The sequence below is a fragment of the Escherichia sp. KTE114 genome (genome assembly GCF_000407765.1).
In the GTDB taxonomy this organism is placed as follows: Bacteria; Pseudomonadota; Gammaproteobacteria; order Enterobacterales; family Enterobacteriaceae; genus Escherichia; species Escherichia ruysiae.
Window position 1 is genome coordinate 3837842 of sequence record NZ_KE136626.1, and the last position, 16507, is coordinate 3854348.

The following is a 16507-nucleotide window of genomic DNA, read 5'->3' on the forward strand; positions in this document are numbered from 1 at the left end:
GGACTTTAACGATGGCGATTTATACCCGAACAGGTGATTCAGGAAGTACATCTCTATTTACCGGACAGCGTGTCAGTAAAACTCATCGACGTGTCGAAGCCTATGGCACGCTGGATGAACTGAACGCGACGCTCAGTCTGTGTTATTGCGCCACCTCCATCGAAAGCCATCGCATCTTACTGGAAGCCATTCAGCAACAAATATTTTGGTTTAGCGCCGAACTCGCCAGTGAAAGCGAACAGCCGTCAGCGCAGCAGCGTTACATCGGTACAGAAGAAATTGCCACGCTGGAAAAAGCGATCGATAGCGCAATGAACGCTGTCCCTCCAGTTCACAGCTTCATTTTGCCTGGTCGTTGTGAAGCCGCGAGCCGTATGCATGTCGCCCGCACGGTGACCCGTCGGGCTGAAAGACGTCTGGTTGAACTGACAACGGAAGCCACCGTCCGCCATGTTTTGTTGCACTATATCAACCGACTTTCCGATTGCCTGTATGCCCTCGCCCGCGTGGAAGACAACGTTGCTCATCAAAACCTGATGATTCAGGAAATCACAAAACGTTATCACGAAGCCAACCACACTCCAGCATTAAAGGAACGCACGATGTCGCTCACTTTTCAGGATCTTCACCAGCTCATTCGTAGTGCGGCAATACGCGCGGATGAACTACATATTCCCGTTGTCATCAGCATTGTTGATGCCAACGGGACAGAAAGTGTTACCTGGCGGATGCCCGATGCCCTGCTGGTCAGCAGTGAACTGGCACCGAAAAAAGCCTGGACCGCCGTGGCGATGAAAACGGCAACACACAAACTTGCTGACGCCGTACAACCCGGAGCGCCGCTTTACGGACTCGAAAGCCATATGCAAGGCAAAGTCGTCACTTTTGGTGGCGGTTTTCCCCTCTGGCGTGACGGAATATTGCTCGGGGGGCTTGGCATCAGCGGTGGTAGCGTTGAACAAGACATGGACATTGCCCAAACCGCAATGGCAGCAATTAACGCAGGAGCAAACCTATGAATCCCACTGAATTAGAAGCGATTATCCGCAATATCCTGCGCGAACAACTGATGCCCAGTGCGTCGCAAATGCAAAGAAATGGGATTTTCCAGACTGTCGATGAGGCCGTCTGCGCGGCACACCTGGCCTTTTTGCGCTTTCAACAGTGTCCGCTTAAAACCCGCAGCGCCATTATCAGCGCCATTCGCGAAGAATTAACGCCCCGCCTTACCGAACTGGCAGAAGAAAGCGCCAGCGAAACGGGAATGGGAAATAAAGAAGATAAGTATCTGAAAAACAAAGCGGCACTTGGTAACACGCCAGGAATTGAAGATTTAACCACCACTGCACTAACCGGTGATGGAGGCATGGTTTTATTTGAATACTCTCCATTTGGTGTTATTGGCTCGGTCACGCCGAGTACCAATCCCACGGAAACCGTCATTAATAACAGCATCAGCATGTTGGCAGCAGGCAATAGCGTCTACTTCAGTCCTCATCCGGGTGCCAAAAACGTATCGCTGAAACTCATTGCCATAATCGAAGACATCGCGTTTCGCTGTAGTGGCATTCATAACCTGATCGTTACCGTATCTGAACCGACCTTTACAGCCACCGAACAGATGATGGCGCACCCTAAAATCAGCGTTCTGGCGATTACCGGCGGTCCGGGGATCGTCGCCATGGGAATGAAAAGTGGCAAGAAAGTGATTGGTGCCGGTGCGGGTAACCCGCCGTGTATTGTCGATGAAACGGCGGATATTGTGAAAGCCGCCGAAGACATCATCAACGGCGCGTCTTTTGATTACAACCTGCCATGTATCGCTGAAAAAAGCCTGATTGTCGTGGCGTCAGTGGCTGAGTATTTAATTCAACAGATGCAAAGTTTTGGCGCCCTTCTTCTTAACCATGAGCAAACTGAAAAATTGCGCGCCGTTTGTCTGCCAGATGGTGTCGCCAATAAAAAACTAGTCGGCAAAAGTCCATGCCATCTTCTGGAAGCGGCTGGAATTCCTCTACCGCAGAAAACGCCACGATTACTGATTGCCGTTGTTGACGCCGATGATAACTGGGTTACCTGTGAACAACTGATGCCTATGCTACCCATTGTGAAAGTCAGCGATTTTGACAGCGCCCTCACCCTGGCGCTGAAAGTCGAAGACGGTTTGCACCACACGGCAATTATGCACTCGCAGAACGTCTCACGACTCAACCTTGCTGCACGCGTTATGCAAACCTCAATCTTTGTCAAAAACGGTCCCTCCTGGGCTGGTATTGGCGTTGGCGGCGAAAGCTTTACGACCTTCACCATTGCTACACCGACCGGAGAAGGGACAACGTCAGCACGGACTTTTGCCCGCTCACGACGCTGCGTGTTAACCAGTGGCTTTTCCATTCGCTAGAGAAACGGAAATGAATACTTTTTCATTGCAGACGCGTTTATACAGCGGATCGGGAAGTCTTAAAGTCCTTAGCCGTTTCACCAATAAGCACATCTGGATTATTTGCGATGCCTTCCTGGCAAGTTCGCCATTGATTGACACGCTGCGCCAGTCGCTGCCTGATAGCAACCACATCAGTATTTTTAGCGAAATAACGCCCGACCCAACTATCCAGACCGTGGTAAAAGGCATTGCACAAATGCAGACTTTACGCCCGGATGTAGTTATCGGTTTTGGCGGCGGCTCTGCTCTGGACGCCGCAAAAGCGATTGTCTGGTTTAGTCGCCAGTGTGCTATTGAGATTGAAACCTGCGTTGCTATTCCCACCACCAGCGGCACCGGTTCGGAAGTGACCAACGCCTGTGTCATCAGCGATCCCGATAAAGGGATTAAATATCCTCTTTTCGATAATGCGCTTTATCCGGATATAGCGGTCCTCGATCCCTCGCTGGTCGTCAGTGTGCCAGCCGCGATAACTGCCAATACCGGAATGGATGTTTTAACCCATGCCCTTGAAGCTTATGTTTCTCCCCGTGCCAGTGACTTCACGGATGCACTGGCCGAAAAAGCAGTGCAAATTGTTTTTCAATACCTGCCCACGGCAGTGAATAAAGGCGATTGTCTTGCCACTCGCGGCAAAATGCACAATGCCTCGACGCTTGCAGGAATGGCCTTTAGCCAGGCCGGACTGGGGTTAAATCATGCAATTGCCCATCAACTCGGCGGGCAGTTTCATCTGCCACACGGCCTGGCGAATGCACTCCTGCTCACGACGGTTATTCGTTTTAATGCTGGCGATCCGCGTGCTGCCAAACGCTATGCCCGGCTGGCGAAAACGTGTCATTTATGCCCGGACAATGCCAATGACACTGCCAGCCTGAATGCACTTATTCAACATATTGAACAGCTAAAAAAAGCCTGTTCAATGCCGACTCTCGCCAAGGCACTGAAAGAAAAAAAAGCAGAATGGTCATCACGTATTCCAGATATGGTTCGGGCTACGCTGGCGGATGCCACACTGCGTACCAATCCACGAGCGGCTGATGCCATCGTTATAGCAGAACTGCTTGAGGAGTTGTTATGAACGGCGAGTTAATGTCCTTTGACGAACAGACGATCCGCGAGCGAGTACAGGCAGCAGGCGTCGTGGGTGCTGGTGGCGCAGGCTTTCCAACACATATTAAGCTGCAGGCGCAGGTTGACACTGTCCTGGTGAATGCGGCGGAATGTGAACCAATGTTGAAAGTAGATCAACAGTTAATGGCACAGCAAGCCAGCCGCCTGCTTCGCGGTGTTCACTATGCGATGAAAGCCACCGGAGCCAGTAGCGGAATTATCGCGCTGAAAGAGAAGTATCAACCAGCAATAAACGCACTCACATCATTGCTTCCGACGGATATCCGCCTGCATATTTTGCCCGACGTTTACCCCGCAGGAGACGAAGTGCTGACCATCTGGATGGCAACAGGTCGCCGCGTTCCTCCCGCTGCGTTACCCGTTAGCGTCGGTGTGGTGGTCAATAATGTGCAAACCGTACTGAATATTGCCAGAGCCGTTGAACAACAGTATCCGGTGACGCGACGCACGCTTACTGTTAATGGTGCAGTGGCTAAACCAATAACAGTGACCGTTCCCATAGGGATGTCTTTACGCGAAGTACTGGCGCTGGCAGGCGGCGCAACAGTGGATAATCCTGGTTTTATCAATGGCGGTCCGATGATGGGTAGTTTGATCACATCGCTCGACACGCCAGTCAGCAAAACCACTGGCGGCTTGCTGGTTTTACCCAATTCTCATTCACTCATCCAACGTCGAATGCAGGATGACCGTAGCGTACTTGCCGTCGCGAAAACCGTTTGTGAGCAATGCCGCTTATGTACCGATCTCTGCCCACGTCATTTAATTGGTCACGAACTGTCGCCACATTTGTTAGTACGTGCGGTTAACTATCAACAGCTCGCTACGCCGCAACTGTTACTGACAGCTCTCACCTGTTCGGAGTGCAACGTCTGTGCCAGCGTCGCCTGTCCGGTAGGTATTTCGCCGATGCGCATAAACCGCCTGCTTAAGCAGGAATTACGCGCCAAAAATCTCCGCTACGAAGGCGCCTTAAATCCTGAGGATGTCATGGCAAATTATCGGCTGATCCCAGTAAAACGGCTGGTAACCAGACTGGGATTAACCCCGTGGTATCAGGATGCGCCATTGTCTGAACAGGTGCCTCAGCCTGAAAAAGTGACACTATTGTTACGCCAGCATATCGGTGCCAGCGCAATTGCGTGTGTACAAAAAGGCGATCGCGTCGTTCGTGGGCAATGTGTAGGCCAAATTCCACACGGCACATTAGGTGCCCCCATTCATGCCAGTATTGATGGCACGATCAGTGATGTCACAGAAAACGCTATTACGGTTGTGAGAGGTTAACCATGTCGAAAGCGGTAGGTATTTTAGAACTTAGCAGTATCGCGAAAGGGATGGAAACCGGCGATGCCATGCTGAAAAGCGCCAATGTTGAGTTACTGGTCAGCAAAACGCTATGCCCCGGAAAATTTCTGCTGATGCTTGGTGGCGATGTCGGTGCGGTGCAGCAGGCCATCAACAGCGGCGCTTCCCTTGCAGGTGAAATGCTGGTCGACAGTCTTGTCCTGCCGAATATTCATCCCAGCCTCCTTACTGCAATCAGCGGACTGAACCATGTTGAACAGCACCGGGCTGTCGGCGTAGTCGAAACCTGGAGTGTCGCCGCCTGCATTGACGCTGCCGATTGTGCTGTCAAAGCTGCGAATGTCATTCTCGTTCGCGTACATATGGCTTTTGGCATTGGCGGTAAATGCTACATGGTGGTTGCTGGCGATATTTCAGATGTTAATAACGCGGTCTCTGTCGCCAGCGAGCGTGCGGGGGAAAAAGGTTTGTTGGTCTATCGGTCAGTGATTGCCCGTCCACATGAAGCCATGTGGCGTCAAATGGTGGAGGGATAATGACAACTCAGCACACAACTGAACGGATGATTCAGGAATATGTCCCTGGTAAGCAGGTCACGCTGGCACATGTCATCGCCAATCCAGGGAAGGATCTGTTTAAGAAATTGGGTTTACCAGACACCATTTCCGCTATTGGTATTCTGACAATTACCCCCAGCGAAGCATCTATCATCGCATGTGATATCGCCACAAAATCAGGCGCTGTAGAGATCGGTTTTCTTGATCGTTTTACCGGTGCCGTAGTGCTGACTGGTGATGTTTCTGCGATTGAATATGCACTTAGCCAGGTTACCCGTACGCTGGGTGAAATGATGCGCTTTACCGCCTGCCCCATTACGCGGACCTGACATTATGCAACGTATGATGCTCATCGGCCCCAGCCAGTGCGGAAAAACGTCACTCACGCAATGTCTGCGTGGCGAAAATATGCATTATCAGAAAACGCAGGCAATCGTCTGGTCCCCGACCACCATTGATACACCAGGCGAATACCTCGAAAACCGTAGTCTCTACAGTGCATTGTTGGTCAGCGCCTGCGAAGCAGACATTATCGCGCTGGTACTTAATGCGGACGCACCGTGGTCACCTTTTTCGCCAGGCTTTACCTCGTCAACGAATCGCCCGGTCATTGGAGTAGTAACCAAAGCAGATTTAGCCAACATGGAACAAATATTTTTGGTGAAATGTTGGTTACGGGAAGCTGGAGCGCACAACGTGTTAGTGACCAGTGCGGTTAATAACATCGGTGTTGCAGAACTTTTTGCCTTGCTGCATACAGAAGAAGGCTGTCGCTAATTTCGATATGTTATCAGATGGGAATGATGACTTTTGATACACAGAAAAGAGTCAATGAATAATGAGGGTTGCCGGGCAACCCTCATCAAATAAAGCAGAAATTACTTTGCTTCGCCGTTTTTCATTTCACCCATAGCTTTCAGCTTTTTAGAGATATCGCGGCGTTCTTTGGAAAGCTCTGCATTTTTGATGATGTAATCGTCAACGCGATCTTCATAGTCACCTTTCATGCTGGCGATGATGCCCTGGATTGCTTCTACGCTCATACCAGGCTTAATGTAATCGCTCAGGTTGTCCAGCAGCAGGACACGCTTCTGGTTGTCACGGATCTTTTTCTCAACGTCCTGGATTTCACGTTGCAGTTTGTTCTTACGGCGGAACAGACGAACAAATTCCAGTACGTCCTGGAATGAAGGCTTGGTAGTTTCCATTTTTATACCCCTGATAATGTGAGAGTCGGATTCGTTTAAGCAACCGCTATTCGTTAGGGCCAACATTACTCATAGCTGCCGCAGATGACAATGCTTTTATCCCTTTTCACTATCATACCCTTTATCCTTGCTGAATCGAAGCAGCTGCAAGATGATTCTGAAGTTCAGGAATTATTTGCGCAAGGCCCGGCAAATCAGATTCGATAGCAACTCAAGTTGATGTGCCGTTTCCATGTTCAGCCACACATAGCCATAAATCGGTGTTTCCACGACCTTCAGCTCATGGTGGTTATCGAGCAACTGGCGCAACTCTTCCACAGCATCGTTCAATTTTTCCGTATTGGCAAAAACCGGCTGAGGATTACCTTCGTACAGCGCATGAACAAGGCTCAGCACTATTTGCTGCATCATGTGCTGTGTATCACGCAGTTTTTGCGCGTTCAATAACACGAAATGGCTGGGGCGCGTGGCCCAGTAAGCATTGATTTGCAGCTCCAGCATACAAACCAGATTACGGTTAATAGTCTGGATACCTTCATATATCGATTTTGGAATACGGGTTTCTTTGCTGGCAGGCGCAATCAGCCCACGCATTTTCACGGCATCGGTCAGGAGTTTTTGCAGATGGCTTTCCAGACGTGGGCGTTCAAGTAAGTTCGGTGAGAATGCAGATTGATAGACCCGATTATACTCGGTCAGACTTTTCGCCAGTTGAATGCGCCAGTGGATGAACGCCCGTTGCGGCCAGATACCGGTAAACAGCATTGCCAGTAAAGAGCCGAGGATCACATCGCCACTTCGCCATAATGCCGTATCAATTTCACCTGTTGGGGAACCAACAACAATTGCCAGCGTCACACCAATCAATAAGCCTTGATACGGTTTCTTGCCGAGTGCCAGCCAGCCACAAAGAAACATGGCAGCCGCGCACCAGACTAACATCAGCGGTAAAGAGATTAACTCCAGTCGCAGAGCAATAAGACCTAAAATCGAGCCAAACACCGTACCGCCAATACGTTCAAACGCACGAGGGACGACGTTACCCCAGAACGAAATTGGTCCCATGATCACTACCATAGTGACCAACGGCCAGGTGCTTTCCGGGATAGTAAACAGGCGAATGATGAGAAAGGTGAGCAAGAACGCCAGCGCAACCCGAGTACCATGAACAATGCGGTAATGACGGTAGACTTGAATTTCGAACGGGCTTAAGGACTTATCGGCACGCACGCGGGCACTCCGTGAAAGAGGGAAAAAACGATCATAATGCAATCTGACAAACCAGGTGCAATAACGCTATGTAACAACTCTGTACGGCAAACCGGGAATAGCGGACGTTCCCGGTTTGGTTGTCAGAAAACTGAAGACGGATCTTACTCTTTTACATAACGAAAAACAGCGTGGCAATCAGGTTAACCTCTGACCCGACGTCATTTATCAGCGCCGTTTTGGCTGCACCGCGACATACATTTCGATATCCCAATAACCATCTTGCGCGCCATTGTTCAGATAAACCTCAAAGCAGGGCTTTGGTAACATTTCGTAAGCACTGTCCTGCAAGAGGCTGTTAAAGAACTGATACCAGGGTTTCGCAAAATCATCACCCACTACGCGAGCTACCGCCACCGCATACTGACCACCCGAAACCTCTGTCAGGATGACGCCCTCACTGTTTTCGGGAAGTGTGAAATTATCTGCCACCGAAACTACGGTGTCACAACGTAACTTTTCGGCAGGTGTTTCATCTGGATTATCGTAATAGACCGCCACCCACTCCTTCGGAACAATATTTTTGTTATCAACCCACATCATCAACTGCTCAAAACCTTGCTTTACCGTTTGTTCCCACGGGCCAACGAGATGGAAACCTGCAACGGTACGTTTATCTTCCTGCTTAATCTCGTAGTTCATGACGCCTCCACTTATACTGGTTTTATATACAGTATGCTTTGTAATATAAAAACCACAAGGAATGAGTGTTGATTATGCGAGCAGACTCGCACTCCTGCCAGTCTGCGGCGTAAGAAAGGTCAGGCTTTATGCTCGAAATAATCACTCAGCCGGGAAAACACACCGCCTTTCCCGACAGATTCCAGGGTGACCAACGGCCAGTGCGCCACCTGTTTATCGCGGTCATAAAGTTCAATTTCCCCTACCCGCTTATGGGCGCTAATTGGCGCGGTCAGTTCTTTACCATCAAGGGTATATTTTGCTTTGATATTAGGAATCTCCGCTTTTGGCAGCACCATCCAGAACTCTTGTTCCGTTCCCAGAGCGATGTTTTCTTTATCGCCATACCAGATTCGTTCTGTGCCAACCTTTTTCCCCCGGTGCAAAATTTGCACCGTAGTAAAGTTCTGTTGCCCCCAACGCAGCAGCTTCCTTGCTTCTTCTTCGCGACCTTTTGCACTGTCAGCCCCCATCACCACCGCAATGAGACGACGCTGACCATCCACCGCCGAAGCAATGAGATTAAACCCGGCACCGGAAGTATGTCCGGTTTTCAGGCCGTCAACATTCATGGTTTTATCCCACAATAATCCGTTACGGTTTTGCTGGGTGATACCGTTCCAGGTGAGGCTTTTTTCGCTGTACATATGATAAAACTCAGGCTCGCCGTGGATGATAGCGCGAGAAAGCACGGCTAAATCATAGGCCGAACTGTGCTGACCGGGTGCATCCAGACCATGCACTGTTTCAAAATGCGTATCCTGAAGATGCAACTTCTCAGCATAATTGTTCATCATATCGACAAACTGCCGTTGCCCACCGGCAATATAATCAGCCAGTGCAACACAAGCGTCATTTCCGGAGTCCACAATTAAACCACGGCTTAAATCACGTACCGATACGCGATCGCCCTCTTTCAAAAACATCAGTGAAGACCCGACAAATACCGGATTATCTTTCGCCCACGCATCGCGTCCTACAGTGACAATATCGTCTGGCGTAATGCGATGGCTATCGATTGCACGATCAACAACATAGCCAGTCATCAGCTTAGTCAGGCTGGCAGGATTGCGTTGTTGATGCTCATTACCCGCCGTGAGGATCTGACCGGTTGTGTAATCCATCAAGACCCATGACCCTGCATGAATCTCTGGAGGCTGGGGTGAAAAGGGAATATTTTCCGCCGCAAAACCAGACGATAAATTAAAAACGAACAAAGAAGCAGCAATAATAAGACGGCGTTTCAACAGCAAATCCTCAGGAGTTTCAAATAGCAGTTCTTTTTACGGAAATCCTGATGAACTGGCTGGAATAAAGTGCAAGAAAATGTGACAGTTATCTCATTTTTAATCTGACATTATCAGTTGCCACTCTCTGCCAAATTGTCGCTCTAAAGCTGATTAGCACGGTGATATTTGATACTCTGACACACAGCAGAAATAACGGATTTAACCTAATGATGAATGATGGTAAGCAACAATCTACCTTTTTGTTTCACGATTATGAAACCTTTGGCACGCACCCTGCGTTAGATCGCCCTGCGCAGTTCGCTGCCATTCGCACCGATAGCGAATTCAATATCATCGGCGAACCAGAGGTTTTTTATTGCAAGCCTGCGGATGATTATTTACCCCAGCCAGGAGCAGTATTAATCACTGGTATTACCCCGCAGGAAGCGCGGGCGAAAGGAGAAAACGAAGCCGCGTTTGCCGCTCGCATTCATTCGCTTTTTACCGTCCCGAAGACCTGTATTCTGGGCTACAACAATGTACGTTTCGATGACGAAGTCACACGCAACGTTTTTTATCGTAATTTCTACGATCCCTACGCCTGGAGTTGGCAGCATGATAACTCTCGCTGGGATCTGCTGGACGTCATGCGTGCCTGTTATGCCCTGCGTCCTGAGGGGATTAACTGGCCTGAAAATGATGACGGTCTACCGAGTTTTCGCCTTGAACATTTAACCAAAGCGAATGGTATTGAACATAGCAACGCCCACGATGCGATGGCCGATGTGTACGCCACTATTGCGATGGCGAAACTGGTGAAAACGCGTCAGCCACGCCTGTTTGATTATCTCTACAGCCATCGCAACAAGCACAAATTGATGGCGTTGATTGATGTGCCACAGATGAAACCACTGGTACACGTTTCCGGTATGTTTGGTGCATGGCGCGGCAATACCAGTTGGGTTGCGCCGCTGGCATGGCATCCTGAAAATCGTAATGCCGTGATTATGGTGGATTTAGCAGGAGATATTTCGCCATTACTGGAACTGGATAGCGACACGCTGCGCGAGCGCCTGTATACCGCGAAAGCCGATCTGGGCGATAACGCCGCCGTTCCGGTTAAGCTGGTGCATATTAATAAATGTCCGGTATTAGCACAGGCGAATACGCTTCGCCCGGAAGATGCCGATCGGCTGGGCATTAATCGCCAGCATTGTCTCGATAACCTGAAAATTCTGCGTGAAAATCCGCAAGTGCGTGAAAAAGTGGTGGCGATCTTTGCTGAAGCCGAACCATTTACGCCTTCAGATAACGTGGATGCCCAGCTTTATAACGGCTTTTTCAGCGACGCCGATCGTGCAGCAATGAAAATTGTACTGGAAACCGAGCCGCGTAATTTACCGGCACTGGATATCACCTTTGTTGATAAACGCATTGAGAAACTGTTGTTCAATTATCGTGCGCGTAACTTCCCAGGAACGCTGGACTACGCCGAACAGCAACGCTGGCTGGAGCACCGTCGCCAGGTCTTCACGCCAGAGTTTTTGCAAGATTATGCTGATGAATTGCAAATGCTGGCACAACAATATGCCGATGATAAAGAGAAAGTGTCGCTGTTAAAGGCGCTTTGGCAGTACGCGGAAGAGATCGTCTGAAAAGAAAAAACCGGAGCGATAAACTCCGGTTTTTAGTGAATTACCGGATGGTTATGCCATCCGGCTTGATAGGATTATGCAACGTCTTCGTACTGCGGAACCGGATTGCGGAAGCTCTTCGTCACGCAAGCCAGGTAAATCAGACCGATTGCCGCCCAGATCAGACCCAGAACCATTGAGCTTTCTTCCAGGTTAACCCACAGCGCACCTACAGTCAGAGCACCACACATCGGCAGGAACAGATACTGGAAGTGATCTTTCAGCGTTTTGTTACGCTTCTCACGGATCCAGAACTGCGAAATGACCGACAGGTTAACGAAGGTAAATGCTACCAGCGCACCAAAGTTAATCAGCGCCGTTGCCATTACCAGGTCAAAGTTGATTGCCAGCAGAGCAATCGCGCCAACCAGGATAATGTTCATCGCCGGGGTACGCCATTTCGGGTGTACATAACCGAAGAAGCTTTTCGGGAACACGCCGTCACGACCCATTACGTACATCAGACGCGCTACGCCTGCGTGCGCCGCCATACCGGACGCCAGTACGGTAATGGTGGAGAAGATCAGCGCGCCAACCTGGAACGCTTTACCCGCAACGTACAGCATGATTTCAGGCTGTGACGCATCCGGATCTTTAAAGCGAGAGATATCCGGGAAGTACAGCTGCAGGAAGTAAGTTGCAAAGATGAAGATCATGCCGCCGATCAGCGCGGTCAGGAAAATCGCACGCGGGATCACGCGCTCTGCATCTTTGGTTTCTTCCGACAGGTTGCTGATGCCGTCAAAACCTGTAAAGGAGAAGCACAGGATCGTCGCACCGGTAATCATTGGGATAACATGCGCATCGCCAGACCAGAACGGACGGGTGCTCGCCAGCGTACCAGCGCCTTCACCTTCAAATACGCCGTAAACTACCATGCCCAGAATCACCGCGATCAGCACAACCTGCAACACTACGATTACCGTGTTGAAGTTCGCTACGGATTTCAGACTACGCAGGTTAAAGGCGGTCATAAAGGCCACCAGCGCCACCACAAACATCCACGATGGGATGGAAGGCACCAGGGCTTCAAAATAGATTTTCGCCAACAGAATGTTGATCATCGGCGCGAACAAATAGTCGAGCAGAGAAGACCAACCCACCATAAAGCCAACGGTCGGGCTAATGGATTTCTGGGCGTAAGTGTATGCAGAGCCAGCAGAAGGATAGCGGCGAACCAGCTTCCCGTAGCTCAGAGCCGTAAACAGGATCGCAATTAATGCGAACGCATAGGCTGTCGGCACATGACCATCCGTGAGGCCTGAAACGATACCAAAAGTATCAAACAGCGTCATCGGCTGCATATAGGCAAGACCCATCATTACAACCGGAACTAACGTAAGCGTTTTACGCAATTCCACGCGAGAGGTGTTTGGAGTAACGTTATGCGACATGGTCATTCTCCTTTACGGTGAAAACCGTCGCGTAAGCAAAAAATTGCCCCATTTTTTTGGATTCCTCAGCGACAACAACTGTCGATTTTTAGTAAATATCTATCCGGTACGAAGCCCGGCCTCTTGGTATGAATGATTGGTTTGAAGCAAAAAATAACCGACGCGGATAAAACGTCGGTTTTTAGTCATTTTTTGACAGCGGCGCATTGTGCCTAAATGGGGGGTAAATGACAAGAGAATGAGAGGCTTGTCATAAAATTTTTTATTTAAATGGCTGATTTTCCGTCATCAGATTTTGCATAAACTCCAGCAATCGCACTATTTGCTAAAATCTCATCCCGCCACCACGCGCTGGCAAGCCCTGCGGTCTGTTCGTTCCAGCCAATCCAGACCGGTTCAAAAAGAGTCTGGGCGACCACTTTCTTCTCAATTAACGCGCCACTATCGAGAAAACGTTGCGCCAGATAGCGGGGTAAATAGCCACAACCAAGACCGCTGATTTGTAGCTCCAGCTTGGTTTTAAAATCGAATACGGTTATGGCTTCTTGTTCGTCGAGTATTTGCGAGGCTGTGGACGCGGCTGCCTGTGCCGTGTCGCCTACCACTATTGCCCGGTATCGTTTAATAATTCGTCGGTTTAACGGTTCTTCTTCCAGTGCTAAAGGATGATGGGGTGCCACAGCGAAAACTTGCTCCAGATCACCCAGACGAGAAAAGCCAAACTCGCTGGAGGACGGCGGCTCATGCATCGCGCCGACAATAATATCCGCCCTCCCCTGAGTCAGCGCCTCCCAGGAACCACCGAGCACGCCATTGATAAATTTCAACCGCGTTACGCTGTGATGTTGATAAAAGACTTCAATGAGCGGCGCAAGCAGAGAAAAAGGGAAAGTGTCGTCTACTCCAATCACCAGCTCGTTTTCCCAGCCTTCATGAAGTTTGATCGCCTGTTTTTCCAGTTCATGAACAGTGTGGAGTATTTCTCGCCCTTTCTCTAATAGCATTTTTCCGGTACGGGTGAATTTAGCGCGGTGTCCGCTACGATCGAGTAATTGAATATTAAGGTCGCTTTCCAGCTTGTGAACGGTATAACTCAGAGCGGACGGCGTCTTATAGAGTTTGGCCGACGCCGCCGCAAAACTGCCTTCCTTTTCTAAGGCATCAAGGATCATCAACACATCCAGCAGTGGTTTCATACACGCCCCCTTGCAGTGTATGCGGCGTCCTGCTGGCGTGATCGTTTACTCCAGCGGCATTACCAGCGGATCGGGATACTGGTATTCAAATCCCAGTTCATTGCAAATCCGACTGCCATCAATAATTTTACCCTTACCGCTGTCCAGACTATTTCTGAACTGCGGGGGTTCCAGCCCCAGTAAACGAGCCATCTGTGGATAGAAAACATTGCGCGCAGGGTGAGCTGGCGCACATATATTATAGATGTGTCCGCCTTTAGGTGCCTGTAACAACAGGGTGATAGCGCCAATAACATCTTCCTGGTGGACTAAATTAACACCGTGCTCACCGTCAGGCGCGGTTTTTCCGGCAAAGAAGCGTCCGGGATGGCGCCCTGGTCCGACCAGACCCGCAAGACGCAGAATATCGACCGAAGTACCGGGTAAATTGTGCAGCCAGTCTTCGAGTTCTTCTAATACTCGTCCACTATTGGTCACCGGATTACGCGGGGTAGTTTCTTTCACAGTGCCTTGTGCATCGCCATAGACAGACGTTGAGCTGGTAAAAATAATGCGGGGAATACGATGAGCCAGCGCGCTATCCACCAGCTCTTGCACAGCTTGTAAATAGAACTCATCGCCGGGGCCACTGCGACGTGCAGGAAGCGTAATGACCAGCGCATCGGCATCCATCAGGGCATCCAGATCGTCAGAATCACAAACTAACTCAGGCTCCATGCGAAGCAGATAGCTATCAATCCCGCTCATTCGGGCCGCTTCGACGCCATCTTGTGTGGTTTTACTCCCGGTGACCTGCCAGCCTCGCGCTGAAAGTGACATCGCCAGCGGCATACCTAACCACCCTAACCCGACAATTGCGACCTTTTTCATCCGTTTTCTCCTGATACACCTTAGATCTATAAGGCTACGCCAGCGTATCAAAACTGACAATTCATTCTATGAATGAAATCGAAACTGTTAGCAAATATACAATTGCCTGATGCGCTCCGCTTATCAGTCCTACAAAAACATCAATATATTGAATTTAGGCAACATTTGTAGACCAGATAAGGCATTCACGCCGCATCCGGCAGGAACAAAGCCCACTTTAGTTACAGAACACAATGTTCTTGAGGGTTTTAAAGACATATTTTCACGATTACTTTTTTAACGTAGCCACTCCTGGCCCCCTCCTTTCCCCGCTCATTCATTAAACAAATCTATCGCCACAAAATATATAAAAAAGCCCTTGCTTTCTAAGGTGAAAGTGGTTTAGGTTAAAAGGCATCAGTTGAATAAACATTCACAGAGAATTTTATGACACGCGTTCAATTTAAACACCACCATCATCACCATCATCCTGACTAGTCTTTCAGGCGATGTGTGCTGGAAGACATTCAGATCTTCCAGTGGTGCATGAACGCATGAGAAAGCCCCCGGAAGATCATCTTCCGGGGGCTTTTTTATTGCGCGGTTGATAACGATTCAGACAGGTTAAAAGAGGAAGAAGAAAATGACAGACAACACTCGTTTACGCATAGCTATGCAGAAATCAGGGCGTTTAAGTGATGATTCACGCGAATTGCTGGCGCGCTGTGGCATTAAAATTAATCTTCACACCCAGCGCCTGATCGCGATGGCAGAAAACATGCCGATTGATATTCTGCGGGTGCGTGACGACGACATTCCCGGTCTGGTAATGGACGGCGTAGTTGACCTCGGGATTATTGGCGAAAACGTGCTGGAAGAAGAACTGCTTAACCGCCGCGCCCAGGGAGAAGATCCGCGCTACTTTACCCTGCGTCGTCTCGATTTCGGCGGCTGCCGCCTTTCGCTGGCAACGCCGGTTGATGAAGCCTGGGACGGCCCGCTCTCCTTAAACGGTAAACGTATCGCCACCTCTTATCCTCACCTGCTCAAACGTTATCTCGACCAGAAAGGTATCTCTTTTAAATCCTGCTTACTGAACGGTTCTGTCGAAGTGGCTCCGCGCGCCGGACTGGCGGATGCGATTTGCGATCTGGTTTCCACCGGTGCCACGCTGGAAGCCAACGGCCTGCGCGAAGTCGAAGTTATCTACCGCTCGAAAGCCTGCCTGATCCAGCGCGATGGCGAAATGGAAGAATCCAAACAGCAACTGATCGACAAACTGCTGACCCGTATACAGGGAGTGATCCAGGCGCGCGAATCAAAATACATCATGATGCACGCACCGACCGAACGTCTGGATGATGTCATCGCCCTGCTGCCAGGTGCTGAACGCCCAACTATTTTACCGCTGGCGGGTGACCAACAGCGCGTAGCGATGCACATGGTCAGCAGCGAAACCCTGTTCTGGGAAACCATGGAAAAACTGAAGGAACTGGGCGCCAGCTCGATTCTGGTTCTGCCAATTGAGAAGATGATGGAGTAATA

At 49.8% G+C, this 16507-nt stretch carries 18 protein-coding genes and 1 other annotated feature; of the genes, 10 read left to right on the forward strand and 8 right to left on the reverse strand.

All coding sequences use genetic code 11. The annotated features are described in order from the left end of the window. Nucleotides 1–11: 11 nt before the first annotated feature. From pduO to WC5_RS02880, 7 genes are read left to right on the forward strand one after another with little or no spacing between them, the layout of a single operon-like run. Complete coding sequence (gene pduO / locus WC5_RS02910; RefSeq protein ID WP_001029521.1) at nucleotides 12–1019, forward strand: two-domain cob(I)yrinic acid a,c-diamide adenosyltransferase PduO; 1008 nt, start codon at nucleotides 12–14, stop codon at nucleotides 1017–1019. After that, a complete protein-coding gene (pduP, locus tag WC5_RS02905; protein WP_016231795.1) occupies nucleotides 1016–2401 on the forward strand; it encodes a CoA-acylating propionaldehyde dehydrogenase PduP in 1386 nt (461 codons plus the stop codon). The genes pduO and pduP overlap by 4 nt, the downstream gene beginning before the upstream one ends. A 10-nt stretch (nucleotides 2402–2411) precedes the next feature. Next, a complete protein-coding gene (locus WC5_RS02900; protein ID WP_016231796.1) occupies nucleotides 2412–3524 on the forward strand; it encodes a 1-propanol dehydrogenase PduQ in 1113 nt (370 codons plus the stop codon). After that, complete coding sequence (locus WC5_RS02895; protein ID WP_001012919.1) at nucleotides 3521–4864, forward strand: 4Fe-4S dicluster domain-containing protein; 1344 nt, start codon at nucleotides 3521–3523, stop codon at nucleotides 4862–4864. Before WC5_RS02900 ends, WC5_RS02895 begins: the two co-directional genes overlap by 4 nt. Before the next feature lie 2 nt (nucleotides 4865–4866). After that, complete coding sequence (gene pduT / locus WC5_RS02890) at nucleotides 4867–5421, forward strand: propanediol utilization microcompartment protein PduT (RefSeq protein ID WP_000030728.1); 555 nt, start codon at nucleotides 4867–4869, stop codon at nucleotides 5419–5421. Beyond that, entirely contained in the window at nucleotides 5421–5771 is a 351-nt protein-coding gene (gene pduU, locus WC5_RS02885) for a propanediol utilization microcompartment protein PduU (protein ID WP_000211393.1), read from the forward strand. Before pduT ends, pduU begins: the two co-directional genes overlap by 1 nt. Nucleotides 5772–5775: 4 nt before the next feature. Further along, a complete protein-coding gene (locus WC5_RS02880) occupies nucleotides 5776–6219 on the forward strand; it encodes a EutP/PduV family microcompartment system protein (RefSeq protein WP_001189444.1) in 444 nt (147 codons plus the stop codon). A gap of 101 nt (nucleotides 6220–6320) precedes the next feature. Here WC5_RS02880 and WC5_RS02875 read toward each other — a convergent pair whose 3' ends face one another. From WC5_RS02875 to dacD, 4 genes are all read right to left on the reverse strand, one after another. Beyond that, nucleotides 6321–6650: a DUF496 family protein gene (locus tag WC5_RS02875; RefSeq protein ID WP_000450409.1), complete on the reverse strand. Its 330-nt coding sequence runs from the start codon at nucleotides 6648–6650 to the stop codon at nucleotides 6321–6323. Nucleotides 6651–6821: 171 nt separating this feature from the next. Further along, nucleotides 6822–7880, reverse strand: a complete 1059-nt coding sequence (locus WC5_RS02870) for an FUSC family protein (RefSeq protein ID WP_001200846.1) — start codon at nucleotides 7878–7880, stop codon at nucleotides 6822–6824. A 207-nt stretch (nucleotides 7881–8087) separates the two neighbouring features. Continuing rightward, nucleotides 8088–8561, reverse strand: coding sequence for a DNA gyrase inhibitor SbmC (gene sbmC / locus WC5_RS02865; protein WP_001105401.1), 474 nt, complete (start codon nucleotides 8559–8561; stop codon nucleotides 8088–8090). 119 nt (nucleotides 8562–8680) lie between these two features. After that, nucleotides 8681–9847, reverse strand: a complete 1167-nt coding sequence (dacD, locus tag WC5_RS02860; protein ID WP_010348818.1) for a serine-type D-Ala-D-Ala carboxypeptidase DacD — start codon at nucleotides 9845–9847, stop codon at nucleotides 8681–8683. A 209-nt stretch (nucleotides 9848–10056) separates the two neighbouring features. On the opposite strand from dacD, the gene sbcB reads away from it, so the two are divergent. Continuing rightward, nucleotides 10057–11484 (forward strand): exodeoxyribonuclease I, encoded by a 1428-nt coding sequence (sbcB, locus tag WC5_RS02855; RefSeq protein WP_000980576.1) that lies wholly within the window; start codon nucleotides 10057–10059, stop codon nucleotides 11482–11484. A 74-nt stretch (nucleotides 11485–11558) separates the two neighbouring features. On the opposite strand, the gene plaP is transcribed toward sbcB, so the two are convergent. From plaP to WC5_RS02840, 4 genes are all read right to left on the reverse strand, one after another. Next, nucleotides 11559–12917: a putrescine/proton symporter PlaP gene (gene plaP, locus WC5_RS02850; RefSeq protein ID WP_000019197.1), complete on the reverse strand. Its 1359-nt coding sequence runs from the start codon at nucleotides 12915–12917 to the stop codon at nucleotides 11559–11561. After that, nucleotides 12907–12969, reverse strand: coding sequence for a membrane protein YoeI (gene yoeI / locus WC5_RS25465; RefSeq protein WP_105279388.1), 63 nt, complete (start codon nucleotides 12967–12969; stop codon nucleotides 12907–12909). The genes plaP and yoeI overlap by 11 nt, the downstream gene beginning before the upstream one ends. Before the next feature lie 214 nt (nucleotides 12970–13183). Further along, the gene (locus tag WC5_RS02845) at nucleotides 13184–14113 is read right to left on the reverse strand and encodes a LysR substrate-binding domain-containing protein (protein ID WP_000803330.1); all 930 of its coding nucleotides are present in this window, start codon (nucleotides 14111–14113) and stop codon (nucleotides 13184–13186) included. A gap of 45 nt (nucleotides 14114–14158) precedes the next feature. Next, nucleotides 14159–14983 carry an SDR family oxidoreductase gene (locus tag WC5_RS02840; RefSeq protein ID WP_000754742.1) on the reverse strand — a complete coding sequence of 275 codons (825 nt, stop codon included), beginning with the start codon at nucleotides 14981–14983 and terminating at the stop codon, nucleotides 14159–14161. A gap of 426 nt (nucleotides 14984–15409) precedes the next feature. Between WC5_RS02840 and hisL the strand changes: the two genes are divergently transcribed. Further along, entirely contained in the window at nucleotides 15410–15460 is a 51-nt protein-coding gene (gene hisL, locus WC5_RS24400) for a his operon leader peptide (RefSeq protein WP_001364200.1), read from the forward strand. Further along, nucleotides 15436–15559, forward strand: a sequence feature (His leader region). It overlaps the preceding gene by 25 nt. A gap of 46 nt (nucleotides 15560–15605) precedes the next feature. Then, nucleotides 15606–16505 (forward strand): ATP phosphoribosyltransferase, encoded by a 900-nt coding sequence (hisG, locus tag WC5_RS02835; RefSeq protein ID WP_000131781.1) that lies wholly within the window; start codon nucleotides 15606–15608, stop codon nucleotides 16503–16505. The last annotated feature ends 2 nt before the right edge of the window (nucleotides 16506–16507 follow it).

What these genes read in the sequence shown, in the direction of transcription:
- WC5_RS02840 (WP_000754742.1), bottom strand. Translation starts at nt 14,983, where the DNA reads ATGAAAAAGGTCGCAATTGTCGGGTTAGGGTGGTTAGGTATGCCGCTG.
- plaP (WP_000019197.1), bottom strand. Translation starts at nt 12,917, where the DNA reads ATGTCGCATAACGTTACTCCAAACACCTCTCGCGTGGAATTGCGTAAA.
- pduT (WP_000030728.1), top strand. Translation starts at nt 4,867, where the DNA reads ATGTCGAAAGCGGTAGGTATTTTAGAACTTAGCAGTATCGCGAAAGGG.
- WC5_RS02875 (WP_000450409.1), bottom strand. Translation starts at nt 6,650, where the DNA reads ATGGAAACTACCAAGCCTTCATTCCAGGACGTACTGGAATTTGTTCGT.
- WC5_RS02900 (WP_016231796.1), top strand. Translation starts at nt 2,412, where the DNA reads ATGAATACTTTTTCATTGCAGACGCGTTTATACAGCGGATCGGGAAGT.
- sbmC (WP_001105401.1), bottom strand. Translation starts at nt 8,561, where the DNA reads ATGAACTACGAGATTAAGCAGGAAGATAAACGTACCGTTGCAGGTTTC.
- WC5_RS02880 (WP_001189444.1), top strand. Translation starts at nt 5,776, where the DNA reads ATGCAACGTATGATGCTCATCGGCCCCAGCCAGTGCGGAAAAACGTCA.
- hisG (WP_000131781.1), top strand. Translation starts at nt 15,606, where the DNA reads ATGACAGACAACACTCGTTTACGCATAGCTATGCAGAAATCAGGGCGT.
- WC5_RS02845 (WP_000803330.1), bottom strand. Translation starts at nt 14,113, where the DNA reads ATGAAACCACTGCTGGATGTGTTGATGATCCTTGATGCCTTAGAAAAG.
- pduO (WP_001029521.1), top strand. Translation starts at nt 12, where the DNA reads ATGGCGATTTATACCCGAACAGGTGATTCAGGAAGTACATCTCTATTT.
- pduU (WP_000211393.1), top strand. Translation starts at nt 5,421, where the DNA reads ATGACAACTCAGCACACAACTGAACGGATGATTCAGGAATATGTCCCT.
- WC5_RS02895 (WP_001012919.1), top strand. Translation starts at nt 3,521, where the DNA reads ATGAACGGCGAGTTAATGTCCTTTGACGAACAGACGATCCGCGAGCGA.
- pduP (WP_016231795.1), top strand. Translation starts at nt 1,016, where the DNA reads ATGAATCCCACTGAATTAGAAGCGATTATCCGCAATATCCTGCGCGAA.
- sbcB (WP_000980576.1), top strand. Translation starts at nt 10,057, where the DNA reads ATGATGAATGATGGTAAGCAACAATCTACCTTTTTGTTTCACGATTAT.